Origin of the sequence: Galactobacter valiniphilus (genome assembly GCF_003575975.1) — a bacterium.
Lineage (GTDB): Bacteria > Actinomycetota > Actinomycetes > Actinomycetales > Micrococcaceae > Galactobacter > Galactobacter valiniphilus.
In genome coordinates, this window is sequence record NZ_QQXK01000019.1 from 57,303 (window position 1) to 69,860 (window position 12,558).

General features: G+C 68.5%; 15 protein-coding genes. 5 read left to right on the plus strand and 10 right to left on the minus strand.

Going from position 1 to position 12,558, the window contains the following annotated elements; translation table 11 throughout:
- Positions 1-86: 86 nt before the first annotated feature.
- From DWB68_RS10325 to DWB68_RS10355, 9 genes are all read right to left on the minus strand, one after another.
- On the minus strand, positions 87-1,454 hold the full coding sequence (locus DWB68_RS10325) for a DNA cytosine methyltransferase (protein WP_119425064.1): 1,368 nt from the start codon (positions 1,452-1,454) through the stop codon (positions 87-89).
- Positions 1,455-1,479: 25 nt separating this feature from the next.
- The gene (locus tag DWB68_RS16245) at positions 1,480-1,647 is read right to left on the minus strand and encodes a hypothetical protein (protein ID WP_158588284.1); all 168 of its coding nucleotides are present in this window, start codon (positions 1,645-1,647) and stop codon (positions 1,480-1,482) included.
- 90 nt (positions 1,648-1,737) lie between these two features.
- Positions 1,738-2,970 carry an AAA family ATPase gene (locus DWB68_RS10330; RefSeq protein ID WP_158588285.1) on the minus strand — a complete coding sequence of 411 codons (1,233 nt, stop codon included), beginning with the start codon at positions 2,968-2,970 and terminating at the stop codon, positions 1,738-1,740.
- Positions 2,971-3,322: 352 nt separating this feature from the next.
- Positions 3,323-3,841, minus strand: a complete 519-nt coding sequence (gene ssb, locus DWB68_RS10335; protein WP_119425066.1) for a single-stranded DNA-binding protein — start codon at positions 3,839-3,841, stop codon at positions 3,323-3,325.
- On the minus strand, positions 3,841-4,701 hold the full coding sequence (locus DWB68_RS10340) for a RecT family recombinase (protein ID WP_119425067.1): 861 nt from the start codon (positions 4,699-4,701) through the stop codon (positions 3,841-3,843). Before DWB68_RS10340 ends, ssb begins: the two co-directional genes overlap by 1 nt.
- A gap of 1 nt (position 4,702) precedes the next feature.
- Positions 4,703-5,518 (minus strand): hypothetical protein, encoded by an 816-nt coding sequence (locus DWB68_RS10345; RefSeq protein ID WP_119425068.1) that lies wholly within the window; start codon positions 5,516-5,518, stop codon positions 4,703-4,705.
- Between the two features lie 16 nt (positions 5,519-5,534).
- Positions 5,535-5,729 carry a helix-turn-helix domain-containing protein gene (locus DWB68_RS16250; RefSeq protein WP_158588286.1) on the minus strand — a complete coding sequence of 65 codons (195 nt, stop codon included), beginning with the start codon at positions 5,727-5,729 and terminating at the stop codon, positions 5,535-5,537.
- Positions 5,729-6,031, minus strand: a complete 303-nt coding sequence (locus DWB68_RS16255) for a hypothetical protein (RefSeq protein ID WP_158588287.1) — start codon at positions 6,029-6,031, stop codon at positions 5,729-5,731. The genes DWB68_RS16250 and DWB68_RS16255 overlap by 1 nt, the downstream gene beginning before the upstream one ends.
- Positions 6,028-6,390 carry a helix-turn-helix domain-containing protein gene (locus DWB68_RS10355; RefSeq protein ID WP_147391652.1) on the minus strand — a complete coding sequence of 121 codons (363 nt, stop codon included), beginning with the start codon at positions 6,388-6,390 and terminating at the stop codon, positions 6,028-6,030. The genes DWB68_RS16255 and DWB68_RS10355 overlap by 4 nt, the downstream gene beginning before the upstream one ends.
- A 250-nt stretch (positions 6,391-6,640) precedes the next feature.
- Here DWB68_RS10355 and DWB68_RS10360 point away from each other — a divergent pair, with 250 nt between their 5' ends.
- The 4 genes from DWB68_RS10360 to ettA all read left to right on the plus strand — a co-directional run bounded on the left by DWB68_RS10360 (position 6,641) and on the right by ettA (position 10,675).
- Positions 6,641-7,252, plus strand: coding sequence for a hypothetical protein (locus DWB68_RS10360; protein WP_119425071.1), 612 nt, complete (start codon positions 6,641-6,643; stop codon positions 7,250-7,252).
- 31 nt (positions 7,253-7,283) lie between these two features.
- Positions 7,284-7,685, plus strand: coding sequence for an ImmA/IrrE family metallo-endopeptidase (locus DWB68_RS10365; RefSeq protein WP_147391653.1), 402 nt, complete (start codon positions 7,284-7,286; stop codon positions 7,683-7,685).
- A complete protein-coding gene (locus DWB68_RS10370; protein ID WP_119425073.1) occupies positions 7,682-8,896 on the plus strand; it encodes a tyrosine-type recombinase/integrase in 1,215 nt (404 codons plus the stop codon). The genes DWB68_RS10365 and DWB68_RS10370 overlap by 4 nt, the downstream gene beginning before the upstream one ends.
- Before the next feature lie 96 nt (positions 8,897-8,992).
- Positions 8,993-10,675 (plus strand): energy-dependent translational throttle protein EttA, encoded by a 1,683-nt coding sequence (ettA, locus tag DWB68_RS10375; protein ID WP_119425074.1) that lies wholly within the window; start codon positions 8,993-8,995, stop codon positions 10,673-10,675.
- Between the two features lie 118 nt (positions 10,676-10,793).
- Here ettA and DWB68_RS10380 read toward each other — a convergent pair whose 3' ends face one another.
- Positions 10,794-11,663 carry an acyl-CoA thioesterase gene (locus tag DWB68_RS10380; protein ID WP_119425075.1) on the minus strand — a complete coding sequence of 290 codons (870 nt, stop codon included), beginning with the start codon at positions 11,661-11,663 and terminating at the stop codon, positions 10,794-10,796.
- An 89-nt stretch (positions 11,664-11,752) separates the two neighbouring features.
- Between DWB68_RS10380 and DWB68_RS10385 the strand changes: the two genes are divergently transcribed.
- On the plus strand, positions 11,753-12,418 hold the full coding sequence (locus DWB68_RS10385; RefSeq protein ID WP_119425076.1) for a hypothetical protein: 666 nt from the start codon (positions 11,753-11,755) through the stop codon (positions 12,416-12,418).
- The last annotated feature ends 140 nt before the right edge of the window (positions 12,419-12,558 follow it).

Below are 12,558 nucleotides of genomic sequence, written 5' to 3' on the forward strand. Positions count from 1 at the left end.
GGGGTAGTAGGCCTTCCCGCACCCGCATGTCGCCGCTTGGACCCGGCCGACAGGGAACGCCGGGCCGCGGCGCCGCGTCCGGGTGCTCATGCGGCGACGAGGGACTCGACGCCGACGCGGATGAGGTCGCGGGCGGCCGGCGGGGTCACGGCGTTGCCCATTTGCTTGGTCCTCTCACGCTTGTTTCCGGTCACGACGTAGTCCTTGGGGAAGGCCATGCCGACCTGGATCTCGTGGGGCTCAAGCATGCGGAACTCGCAGTCTTCAACGTTGATGGACTGGGGGCTGGCGAGGCCGTGGTGGGTGCCGTTGGCGGCGAACGTGTCGAGCGGCTGGGTCACGTCCTTGGGGGCGTTGGTGCCGCGCATGGTGGCGACGAACGCGGCCCGGGCATGCTCGGGGACGAGGATCCCGGTCTCGTTGCGGGTGGTCTGGGTGCGCATGGCCTCGTGAACCGCCTGGGCCTGCTTCCCGTCACGCCCCTCGACGGGCACGAGGAGCGAAGCGTGGAGGCCGCCGGCCACGAGCGTGCGCAGCGGGTCCGTCGCCAGGTCCGTGCGCGAGGAGTCCGAGCCGCTCAGGTTGTTGACCACCAGCGGATCCCGGCGCCCCGCATACTTGTCCAGGCCTGCCTTGATGCGCGCCATGGTCTTGTCCGCGAGGGGCTTGGCGCGGTCGCCGATGCGCTGGCCTCGGATGGACCAGTCGATCGCGGATGCGGCAGGAAGCCACCCGGGTTCGATGATCTGGCCGCGGCAGGTGCCCTTGGGGCAGCGCCACACGTACTGGGAGCGGTAGCGTCCCCAGCGGTCCTTCTTGAAGGACTGAATGGCGTCCACGGTCTCGTCGCACGAGGGGCAGTAGGCCTTGGGGCGCAGGCGGTTGAAGTCCGGCGCCTTGTTGCCCTTCTTCCAGAACATCACGTACATGCGGTCACGGGACTGGGGCGCGGGGAGCCCGCCGGCCTGCGCATGCATCGAGTTCATGTAGACGATGTGGTGCTCGTAGCCGAGGGAGTCCATCGCGTGCAGCCAGGCAGGGAACATCACCCACTTCGCGGCGTCCACGACGTTCTCGGTGATGATGAGCCGGTAGTCGTGGTGCTCGGCGAAGCGGGGCACGTCCCACATGGTGGCGCGGGAGCGGTCGGCGGCCTCGTCGGCGATGGACTCGCCGAACAGATCGGGCTGGTTGGTGACGCGCTTGCGGCCCTTAGCCACGGAGTGGTTTGTGCACTCGGGGGACGCCCAGAGGATGTCGGACGGGGCGACGTAGCGGGGGTCGGTGATGCTGATGTCCGCCTGGATGTGCGTGGCATCGGGGTGGTTGGTGTTGTGGGTCTCGATGGCGCGGGCCCAGTGGTTCATCGCGGTGCGGACCTCGACGCCGGGCACGGAGAGCGCTCCGGTCGAGGAGCCGCCGGCGCCGCAGAACATGTCGGTGAGGGTGAGCATGGGTTTCTCCTTGGGGTGTGGTTGGTCAGGCGGCGAGGGCGTGGCGCCCGGCGGCGGCCCGGCGGGCCTGGCGCTGGGCCATGTACCCGGCGACGTCGCGGACGTTGTTCTCGTGCGTGGCGCGGGCCTCGGCCTTGGGGCCCTTGACGGTGACGCGCTCAGCGGACGGCGTCAGGTTGAAACGGGGTTGCATGGGTTCCTCCTCGAGGTGATGGGGTGGTGGTGAGTGCCCGCCCGCGGCGTCGAACCACGGGCGCCGGCCAGGATCCGGGCGGGCCGGGCGTTACGCGGCAGAGGCGGCGTCGGCCGGAGCGACGATCTCGCCGTCCTCGATGACGTAGCCGTCCTCACGTGGGCCGACCATCTCGATCCAGATCTGGAAGTCGTGGGCTTCGGCCTGCTCCTTGATGAGCGCGAGCGAGCGCGGATCCAGGAGAGAGCCGTCAGCGATGCGGATCACGCGCAGGCCCGGGTTCAGCGCCATCGCCATGGCCATGGACACGCGGATCTGCTCGGCGGACGAGGCCTGCTTGAACGGGACACCCTGGAACGTCACGCCCTGCGTGTCGAAGCCAAGCCCGTCGACCGGGAACTCGGCCGCGGCGAGCCCGGCCGCCTTCTCCTTGTCGAACGCGGTGAGCGCAGCGGTCATGATGTCCGCCTGCTTGCGCAGCTCGGCGAGCTGGTGCTCGGCGGCGGCGCGCTCGCGCTTGGCACGCACGGCCGCGTTGATGGTGTCTGATGCGGCGATCCGCTCTTGGATCTCCGCCGGGTCAGCGGTCGGCGCGGGCAGGCTGGCGAGCCGCTCGGCGTTGACCAGCGCATCGGCGCGCAGGCGCTCGAGCTCATGCTCCGCCTCACGCACGCGTCGCTGGGCCACGGTGACGTCCTGCTCGGCCTGCGCGTACGCGGCGCGGCCGGCGTTCGCGGCTTGGAGCTCGGCGATGAGTCCTGCCGCTGAGACTTCCTCGTCCGGGGTGTCGGCGGGCACCTGCGGAAGCGAGGCGACGTAGCCCTCCCCGGTCTTGACCCGGCGGTTGACCTCGGTACGCTCGGCGAACGTCGCGGCACGGCGGGCGTCCAGCTCTGCGAGGTCGAACGGCAGATCCACGAGGGCGAGCAGCTGGGCGAGCTGGTCGCGGTCGGAGAGCTGGGTGAACGCCAGCGGATCCAGGGCGAGCTTCCCCACGATCTCGTCGAGCTTCGCCTGACCCTTGGAGTACGTGGCGCCGTCCTTGGACTTGACGACGAGCCGAGAGTCAGACTCGGTAAACACGCGGGTAACGATGAGCTCCTCGGTCTCGAGGACGATCTCGGCGCGGTCGGCGCCGTCGCGGATGGGCTTGGGCGTGATCTTGGCGTTGTAACCGCCGAGCGCCGCGGCGATGGAGTCCAGCACGGACGACTTCCCCTCGCCGTTGTTGCCGGACAGGATCACGACGTTGCCCTCGGGGGTGATGTCGACGCGGCGAGCACGCTTGAAGTCGGTGGTGGTCAGGCTGACGATCTTCGACATGGGTTTTCTCCTTGGTGATGGGGTGGGTACTGCTCGTGGCGCGCCGGGACTCGAACCCGGGTGTGTGCCGCTCGCGCCGGCGGGTTCTACCCGCCGCCTACATGTGCTTGGCCTTCTGATCTCGGTTCGCGTGGTGCGCTCCCGAGCCATTCGGCGCCGTCGTAACTGACGGGGAAGTAGACGCGGGACGGAGTCCAGGCCAGGACTTCCGGCCCTTCCTCGCCTCCGTATCCGTCGTAGAATTCGACGTCGAAGGCCGCGGCATCGGGGGCCCGGGCCAGAACGGGCCCAGGGTCGCCCGCCTCGGTCATGGCCGCAGCGAGCGCCTGATTCCAGGTCGTCCGGCCGCCCATCAGAATGGAGGTTCGTTCTGGCCCGCGGCAGGCCAGCCGCCCGAGCCGCCGGAGGGCTGGCCCCACGGGTCGTTCTGCTGCGCCGGGGCGCCCCAGTCGTTGCCGCCGGACGCCGGGGGCGTGGCCCCGCCGAAGCCGGAGCCGCCCTGGCCGCGGGCCGCTTTGGTTACCTGGGCCTCTTGGCCGTACAGGCTGGGCCCGACGTGCTGCACGTCGATCTCCTGCCGGGACCGCTGGCCGCCGTCCTTGGCCTCCCACGAGCGGGTGATGATGTTCCCGTAGACGATGACCTGCATGCCCTTGGCCAGGGACTGGGCCACGTGCTCGGCCTGGTCGCGCCATACGGAGCACGGCCAGTAGGTGGTCGGCCCGTCCTTCCACTCGTTCGCCTGCTTGTCGATCACCCGGGCGTTGGATGCGACGTCGAAGTTCGCCACCGCGGCGCCGGAGGGCACGAACCTGAGCTCCGGGTCAGCGGTGAGTCGACCGATCACCGTCACTGGCGTCTCCCCGGCCATCAGGCGGCCGCCTTCGCTGCGTCGGCGGCGGCCTGGCCGGCCGCGGCGATCGAGTCCAGGGTGGCCTTGTCGGCGCCGCCGGCCTCGGCCTGCTTCCACAGGGTGCGCAGCGCGGCGGCGTCCTCGACGATCGGCTCCATGCGGGCGAACCAGTCAACGGCCTCCTCGATGATCTCGCCGGTGATTTCGTCAGCTTCGATGGGGGCGTCATTAACCACAGGCGGCAGCGTCGGTGCGGGCGCTGACCCGGTGGCCCGCGTCTGGCGGCGAACCGTCTTGACCGGCGCGTGGCGCGGATTGTCCGCCTGTGCCATTTCCTCCGTGGTGTAAAGGCCGGAGAGGTCTTCGGGGAAGGCCTTGCGGATCCCGAGGGCCTCGGCGCACTTGGCGATCATGCGGGCGGGCATCTTCGACCACATCGGCCCCGCGGCGCTGTACTCGCCAGTGAGGGCGACAGTGGTGAAGCGGGCGCCGTTGCGCTGCACAACGACCTTGGCCGCCGCGGGCTCGTTCCGTCCCAGCCATACGTCGTGCCAGACGCCGTCCTCGCCGCACCAGTACGTTTCCTCGATGCCCCACGTGCCGCCGGTGTTCGCGGTGACGCGGGCCGCGATCTTGTAGAAGCCGTCGATGCCGGTCTGAATGGTCGGCTTGCCCTTGCGGGTGATCATGTAGATCTCGCGCTTGAACGGGTCGAGGCCGGTGGCCTGCGCCTGGTGGAAGAAGACGGCGAGGTCACCCTTGGAGTTGGTATCTACGCCCAACTGGCGGAGTGCGGCGATCTGGCGGTCGCTCCAAAAGTCCTGGTCGTCATGCAGGATCAGCGAGGATCCGCGGTGCGTCTCGATTTCAGTGGTCATGTCAGGCGGCTTTCTGCTCGGTGAAGCTGGGGATGGTCAGGGGCTCGGCGACGGTGTCGCGGGCCTTGGTGGTTTTGGCGATGTACGCGGCGGCAAGGAACTCGCCGAAGTGCCCGGCGATCACCTCGGCGCCCTCGCCCATCACGTACAGGGACGTGCCGAGCGGGGCGTCGCCGTAGCGGGCGTGCTCGCCCTCGCGGGTGTCCGGGGTGACGTGGGCGACGTAGTTGCCGGCTATCTCCGGCATGGGCTGCTCGACGCCGTCCTCGTCCACGTAGAACTCGGCGTGGGCGTACGCGGCGGTCTGCAGCTTGGTCTCGCCGTGCACCGACTTCGAGGTCTTGATGTCGATCTGCACCGGGCGGCCGTCGCACAGGAGCGGCGACGTGGCGATGAGGTCGAACGTGCCGGCGTACCAGTGCTGGCGATTCCCGACCGGGCGCTCCATGAGCAGCGGGGTGATCTGCCAGGCGTCGAGGAACTCGGCGTAGCCCGTCAGGAACGGGATGACCTCCTCGGGCGCTTCGACCTCACCGGTGCGGGCCAGGATCTCGGCGTGGTGGTGCACGGCGGTGCCCTGCACGGCCGCGGCGTCGCGGACCAGGTTGTGCGCTCGGCGCATGGCCCGCACGGCGGCCTCGTCCCCCATGACGGGGATCTCGGGGTAGTGCTCGATGGCCCAGAGGCCGGCCTGCTCGGCAGCCCACCACATGAGGGCGGGCTTCGGGATTCCGGCGCCGATGAGGCCGGTGACGCCACGGACGGGCTTGCCGTCGAGGCGGTAGCGGTGGGAGTCAGCGTTGAACGTCAGGCTCATGGGTTTCTCCTTCGGGTCAGGCGGCGTGTGCCGCTGCTTCTTGGGTGGCGATGAACTCGGCGAGGGCTTCCTCGGTGATGCGCCAGGGGGCGGTGCGTCCGGTGGTGGCGCGGAAGGCGCGGAGCCGGCCGGAGCGGATCAGGCGGCCAACGTCCTGCGGGTCGATGCGCAGCGTGGCGGCGACTTCCTTGACGGTGTGGACCGGCTCCATCAGGCCGCGTCCAGGAACAGGGCCCGACGCCGCTCTGGGTTCGGTGCCCAGATGCGGGTGAGGCGGCCGCGGGCCGGGCCGCTGGTGGCCTTCTTCGCGCCGTCCTCGACGATGTAGCCGAGGTCCCGGGCCCGAGTCAGGAGCGACCCCCACTGGTTCGGGTGGTACGGCTCGCCGATCTCTGCGTGCAACTCGTCTGCGGTGAAGCGACGCCCGTCCTTGGCCCACTGCTCGATGAGCGCCAGACCGCGGGCCGCCCACGTCGCGGTGGCCTGGTTCTCGAGTGCCATCGGGGTGCTCATGCCGCCACCTTGGCCGTGGCGTTGCGGCGGGGCGTCGGCTTCGCATCGGCCGGCACGTGCACCTCGTAGAGGTAGTCAAGGTCGACGCCGAGGGCTTCGGCGATGCGCTCGGCGATGATCGGGCGGGAGCCCTTGTTCTTGCCGGACAGCAGGTGGTTGATGGACGAGCGCCGCTGGTCAGTCTTGGGCGTTCCGTCGGGGTTGAGTTCGGTGAGAACGGGGCTTTCGCGGTAGACCTCGCGGGCCAGCGAGGCCTGCGTGTAGCCGCGGTTCTTCATGAGGTTGGCGAGGGTCTTGGGGTCCCTGAGACGCATGTACGTCCCTTCCTTCCATCGACGTCGAGAGGTACGGGTGGCCATGGGTTCTCCTTCTTCTAACTTTCGTTGACTGGTAAACAACAGGCTAGAGCGGAGAGGGGTGTCACGTCAACTGGCAATCAACATTCGTTTGTGGTTGGACAACATCGAGGGTGTCCTGATGGGCCGTGATCCCGCGCCACGCCGAGAAGTTTCTAGTAAACGTTTGTCGCTCGTAAAATGATGTTGGCTAGTAAACATGCGAGCATATGTTCGAAGGCGTGCACCGCTTCGGAGAGGCAAGGTCTCACCCATGACCAACCAGACGCCCCAGGGCACCCCAGAAGACGACGGACTCATCCAGTTCATCGAGGCAAACCGCGGCGACAAGCGCGACGCGGACCTCATCCGCCTCGCGGACGGCAAGCTCGGCCGCACCTACTTCACCGTCCTGCGCAAGCAAGGCATCAGCGCCTTCCCGGGCGCCACGGTGATCGAGGGCCTGGCGCAAGCCCTCGACGTCAAGGTGAGTGAAGTCGTGCTCGCCGCGGCGCGCAGCCTCGGCCTTCCCGCGTACAGCACCACAAGTCGTGACCTCGTGCTCTACGGAGCCGGCGAACTGCCGATCGACTCGCAACGCCTCCTGATCGAGACCGCAACGAACCTCCTCGGCTGGCAAGAGCGCGTTGATGACCTCACTCTGGCATCGAAGTCGAAGCCAGAGGTTGTTTCGGTCGACAAGGACTCTGAGGCGTACCGGGCGATGTCGGTTGAGGAGCGGATTGCTACTGCTGGCGTAACGGAGCAGGGCGAAGTTGACCTGGCTGCGTACAAGATGGACGGACCAACCATGCGTGAGCAGCAAGAGGCCGAGTGGGCGGAGTCTGAGGATCAGTCGCCTGAGGACCCCGACCACGTCGCCTGATCGTGTCGGCGGGTTCTCCTACGCTCGGAGAGTGTTCGATGCTCACCCTGCAATGCGATGGCTGTCCGGCGTAGATCACATCGTCATGCCACTGACACCAGGACTGCACGGGCTGACCGATGGCCGTACCTTCATTGCCACGCGGATCGGTCTCACCAAGACGGAAGAAGGATGCGCCGTCATGCACGAGATCGTGCACGTGCTCCTCGGGCACGACGGACACCAGCCTCAGGCGATCGAGCGAGAGGTGCGCGAGATCGCCGCGCAGATGCTCATCCCCATCGGAGAGCTCGAGAAGGAGCTGTGCTGGGCTAGCTCAGAAGGCGAGCTAGCGGACAGCCTCGGCGTCACCGTGGCCGTGCTCCGCGACCGCCTCAATCTTCCAGACGCACGCGCCCTGATGGAGCGCGCCCATTTTCAGGAGTGGACATGAGGGTCTACGACGACTGGACCAACAAGAAGACCGGGGAACGCAAGCCCAACTACGGGCGCGGCAAACGGTGGGTCGTGGCATGGAAGAAGACACCCGGCGCCCACGACTCCAAGCGATCCTTCCGCCTCAAGGACGAGGCCACAGCCTTCCTCGCCGATCGCATGGCTGGCCTGCCCCTGCCGGAGGAAGTCGAGGCCGAGCGCCTGGCGGCCGAGCGCGAGCAAGCGCAAGCAGATGCGCAGCGCCTGACGTTCGCCCAGATGTTCGAGTCGTGGCTGCGGCGCCAGGTTCACCTGGACGACCGATCGCGCACGATCTACCGGGCGTCCTACGCCAACGCGCTCGCGCCAGCCCTGGCGGACAAGCTCCTGGCGGACATCGACCGGCTGGCCGTGCAGGACGTCGTGGTGGCCGGCACGGAAGCGGGCCGCGCCGCGAACACGGTGCGCCAGGACTACACGCTCCTCCACGCGGTGCTACAGGAGGCCGTGCTCTCGGGTCACATCGCCAAGGATCCGTGCGTCAAGATCAAGCTCCCCACGGTGGTCGGCGAGAAGATCGTGCCGCTCACCGACGAGCAAGTGCAGGAGATCGTTGACGCGATGCGCCCGCCGTTCGCCGCCGCGGCAGTCGTCGTTGCGGCGACCGCGCTGCGTTCGGGGGAGTGGCGCGGGGTGATCGCGCCGGCTGTTGACGTCGGGCTTCGGATCCTGCGAGTCGAGCGTCAGCAGGTGTCCACCGTGCAGACGAAGTCAGTGCTCAAGCCCAAGCTCAAGTCGGAGTCCTCGCGGCGCCACCTCGCGATCGAAGAGCACACGCTCAAGGTGCTCACGTCGCTGATGCAGAAGCCGGGGCCAGATGGCCTGCTCTTCCACACTGGGGATGGGCGGATCATCACGCAGGGCTTGGCCCAGGCGGAGTGGGATCGCGTGGCCGCCGGCGGCAATTCGGACGGGTCTCGCGGCGAGCCGCGCCCGTGGATGGGAGCTGGCTGGCACCAGCTGCGTCACTACCATGCCTCACGTCTCATCAAGGCTGGTGCCTCTCCGGTGGCTGTGGCCCATAGACTGGGGCATAAGGATGCGACCGTGACGCTGCGGACGTACGCCCATCTCTGGCCCGATGATGATCGCCTGATGGCGACCACAACGGATGGTCTGGTCAAACTGAAACGACAGACAAACGACAGAGGGGCTTCGGAGGCCGCTTAGCGGCGGAGCATCCAGAGCATGCGGAGTCGTCAGATTTCCGCGAGATTCCGGGGCAAAACGCACGTTGAGCCCCTCCCGAAACGAAGAGTGGAGAGCATGGCGGAGTTCATCTACACCATGACGAAGGCCCGCAAGGCCGTCGGCGACAAGGTGATTCTCGATGACGTGAGCATGTCGTTCTTCCCCGGCGCCAAGATCGGCGTTGTGGGTCCGAACGGCGCCGGTAAGTCGACCATCCTGAAGATCATGGCCGGCCTGGACACCCCGTCCAACGGCGAGGCGCGCCTGAGCCCCGGCTACAGCGTGGGCATCCTGCTCCAGGAGCCGCCGCTGAACGAGTCCAAGACCGTTCTCGGCAACGTCCAGGAGGGCGTGGGCGAGATCTACGAGAAGCTCACGCGCTACAACGAGATCTCCGAGGAGATGACGCAGCCCGACGCCGACTTCGACGCGCTGCTCGAGGAGATGGGCGCGCTCCAGACGGAGATCGACGCCGCCGACGCGTGGGACATCGACTCCCAGCTGGAGCAGGCCATGGACGCCCTCCAGTGCCCCCCGGGAGACGCCGACGTCACCAACCTCTCCGGTGGTGAGCGCCGCCGCGTTGCCCTCTGCAAGCTCCTGCTCTCCAAGCCGGACCTGCTGCTCCTCGACGAGCCCACCAACCACCTCGACGCCGAGTCGGTGCTGTGGCTCGAGCAGCACCTGCAGTCCTACCCGGGCGCGGTGCTGGCCGTGACCCACGACCGTTACTTCCTGGATCACGTGGCCCAGTGGATCGCCGAGGTCGACCGCGGCCGCCTGATTCCTTACGAGGGCAACTACTCCACCTACCTGGAGAAGAAGCGCGAGCGTCTCGAGGTGCAGGGCAAGAAGGACCAGAAGCTGGCCAAGCGCCTCTCCGAGGAGCTCGAGTGGGTTCGCTCGAACGCCAAGGGTCGCCAGACCAAGTCCAAGGCCCGTCTTGCTCGCTACGAGGAGATGGCTGCGGAGGCCGAGAAGACCCGCAAGCTTGACTTCGAAGAGATTCAGATCCCGCCGGGACCGCGCCTGGGCAACCTCGTGCTGGAGGCCAAGGACCTGAACAAGGGCTTCGACGGCCGCACGCTGATCGACGGCCTGAGTTTCTCGCTGCCGCGCAACGGCATCGTGGGCGTCATCGGTCCGAACGGCGTGGGCAAGTCCACCCTGTTCAAGACCATCGTGGGCCTCGAGCCGCTGGACGGCGGTAGCCTCAAGATCGGCGACACGGTCAAGATCTCCTACGTGGATCAGAACCGTGGCGGGATCGACCCGGAGAAGAACGTGTGGGAGGTCGTCTCCGACGGCCTGGACTACATCAACGTCGGCAACGTCGAGATGCCCTCGCGCGCCTACGTCTCCGCGTTCGGCTTCAAGGGCCCGGATCAGCAGAAGAAGGCGGGTGTGCTCTCCGGTGGTGAGCGCAACCGCCTGAACCTGGCGCTGACCCTCAAGCAGGGCGGCAACGTCCTCATGCTCGATGAGCCCACCAACGACCTCGACGTCGAGACGCTCTCCAGCCTCGAGAACGCCCTGCTCGAGTTCCCGGGCTGCGCCGTGGTCATCTCCCACGACCGCTGGTTCCTGGACCGCATCGCGACCCACATCCTGGCCTACGAGGGCACGGACGAGGATCCCTCGCAGTGGTACTGGTTCGAGGGCAACTTCGAGTCCTACGAGAAGAACAAGGTCGATCGCCTGGGCGCCGACGCCGCGAAGCCGCACCGCGTCACGCACCGCCGCCTCACCCGCGACTGATCGGGCCGGCCGCACGGCGGCCGCCACGCACGAGGGCCCCGCACCGATTCGGTGCGGGCCCTCGTGGCGTTCGGCGATCGCCCGCACACGGCGCTGGTGGAGGCGGAGGCGCCTGCCCTCAGCGCTGGCGCGGCGGGCGGATCATGCCCTCCTGCAGCACGGTCGCCACCAGCTGACCCTCGCGATCGAACACCGAGGCCTTGATGAGCGCACGGGCGCCCTGTGCGCTCGTGGCGTGCTGGACGAAGAGCAGCCACTCGTCAACGCGGGCCGGGCGGTGCCACCACATGGCGTGGTCGAGGCTCGCGATGGAGGAACCCGAGGTGAGCCAGTTCGTGCCGGCGCGGCGCAGGGCCGTCTCGATGAGCGTGAAGTCGCTGCCGTAGGCCAGCGCCGCCTGGTGCTCCAGCGGGTTGTCGCCGAAGTGTTCCTTGGTCTTCATCCACACGAGATTGCGCTCGGGGTGGGCGGGCGAGCTCAGGTAGAGCGAGCCGTCGGGGTAACGCATGTCGAAGGGGCGGTGCTCGGCCCACATGCGCGCCATGGGGTGGTCGATCCCGCCGAGCTCCTCGGCCGCGGAGGGCAGGGACTCGGGATCGGGCACGTTGGCCGGCATCTCGTCCTGGAAGTTGATGCCCTCGCCCGGCAGCTCGAAGCTTGCGATCATCGACAGGATGGGCGCGCCGTCCTGGTACGCGTGCACGCGTCGGGCCGAGAAGGAACGGCCGTCGCGCAGCCGCTCCACGCCGTAGGTGATGGGGGTGTCCGGATCGCCGGGGCGCAGGAAGTAGCCGTGCAGCGAGTGGATGGGCCGGTCCTCGTCCACGGTGCGTGCGGCGGCGATCACCGATTGGGCCAGCACCTGCCCGCCGAAGACGCGCTTGGGGCCGAGCGAGGGCGTGTGGCCAACGTAGATGTCCTCGGTGGTGCGCGCCCCCACCGAATCGAGATCGAGCAGACCGCGCAAGAGCTGCGTGGTGGACGTCATGACACTCCTCAAGGTGTTCGGCACGTGGTGCGCGGGCGGCCAGCGAAGGCCGCCCACGCCCAGTGTATCGAGCGTGAAAGACTGGGGGAGTGAGCGTCGTCGAAGCCCCCCTGATCCTGCCCGAGCCGGCCGATGTTGCCGACCTTGATCGCTTCCTGGGCCGCGCCGCCTCGGTGCGCGAGGGCGTCTGCCGGCTCGTGGCGCGCGGGCAGGTGCTCGCGCTGCACGTGGCTGGCACCTTCCCCCTCATGCTCGGCGCAACGACGCCCACGATCATCGGTCAGCGCGGCGTGCGCCTCGCCGCCCCGGCCGAGCTCGACGTCGTCGTTCCCATCGCCGAACTGCGCGACCGCCTGGCGCGCCTGGCGCGCGAGGGAGAGGGGCCGCTGGTGCTCGACGTCCCGCCGTCGCGCCCCAGCGCGCCGTGGACGGCCACGCTTCCGCTCGCGGTCCGCTGGGAGGCCGTGGGCCCGGCGCACGACGACGCGTGGGCCGCCGCGGCACGCGGCGTCGCCAGCGAGGTCCAGGAGTCCCTGCCCACCGACCCGGGGCAGCCGCTCGTCTTTGCGGCGAGGGACGCCGCCTGGGGGCGCCCGGCCCCCGAGCTGGGGCACGGCGTCGTGGCCGGCGCTGCCTTCCTGGCCCACGCCTACGGTTTCTTGAGGGAGGGGGCGCGCTCGGCGCGCTACACCTCCGGGGCGTGGGAGCGGCTCTCGGCCGCCGGCGGCACGCTCCTGTGGCGCGCCGGGCAGTAACGGCGCGGCGGCGGGCCTAGCTGTATTGCCCCGGCAGGTTAGGTACGTCTTCGGCGGGGCGGCGTGACATGAGGAAGACCTCCGGGTGAGGTGTGGAGCTATCTAGGAACCAGCTCTCACCACGGAGGTCTTCATGCCCC

Bases quoted from the DNA above. Each gene is read 5' to 3' on its own strand.
- DWB68_RS10325 (WP_119425064.1), bottom strand. From the start codon at position 1,454: ATGCTCACCCTCACCGACATGTTCTGCGGCGCCGGCGGCTCCTCGACC.
- DWB68_RS16245 (WP_158588284.1), bottom strand. From the start codon at position 1,647: ATGCAACCCCGTTTCAACCTGACGCCGTCCGCTGAGCGCGTCACCGTC.
- DWB68_RS10330 (WP_158588285.1), bottom strand. From the start codon at position 2,970: ATGTCGAAGATCGTCAGCCTGACCACCACCGACTTCAAGCGTGCTCGC.
- ssb (WP_119425066.1), bottom strand. From the start codon at position 3,841: ATGGCCGGGGAGACGCCAGTGACGGTGATCGGTCGACTCACCGCTGAC.
- DWB68_RS10340 (WP_119425067.1), bottom strand. From the start codon at position 4,701: ATGACCACTGAAATCGAGACGCACCGCGGATCCTCGCTGATCCTGCAT.
- DWB68_RS10345 (WP_119425068.1), bottom strand. From the start codon at position 5,518: ATGAGCCTGACGTTCAACGCTGACTCCCACCGCTACCGCCTCGACGGC.
- DWB68_RS16250 (WP_158588286.1), bottom strand. From the start codon at position 5,729: ATGGAGCCGGTCCACACCGTCAAGGAAGTCGCCGCCACGCTGCGCATC.
- DWB68_RS16255 (WP_158588287.1), bottom strand. From the start codon at position 6,031: ATGAGCACCCCGATGGCACTCGAGAACCAGGCCACCGCGACGTGGGCG.
- DWB68_RS10355 (WP_147391652.1), bottom strand. From the start codon at position 6,390: ATGGCCACCCGTACCTCTCGACGTCGATGGAAGGAAGGGACGTACATG.
- DWB68_RS10360 (WP_119425071.1), top strand. From the start codon at position 6,641: ATGACCAACCAGACGCCCCAGGGCACCCCAGAAGACGACGGACTCATC.
- DWB68_RS10370 (WP_119425073.1), top strand. From the start codon at position 7,682: ATGAGGGTCTACGACGACTGGACCAACAAGAAGACCGGGGAACGCAAG.
- ettA (WP_119425074.1), top strand. From the start codon at position 8,993: ATGGCGGAGTTCATCTACACCATGACGAAGGCCCGCAAGGCCGTCGGC.
- DWB68_RS10380 (WP_119425075.1), bottom strand. From the start codon at position 11,663: ATGACGTCCACCACGCAGCTCTTGCGCGGTCTGCTCGATCTCGATTCG.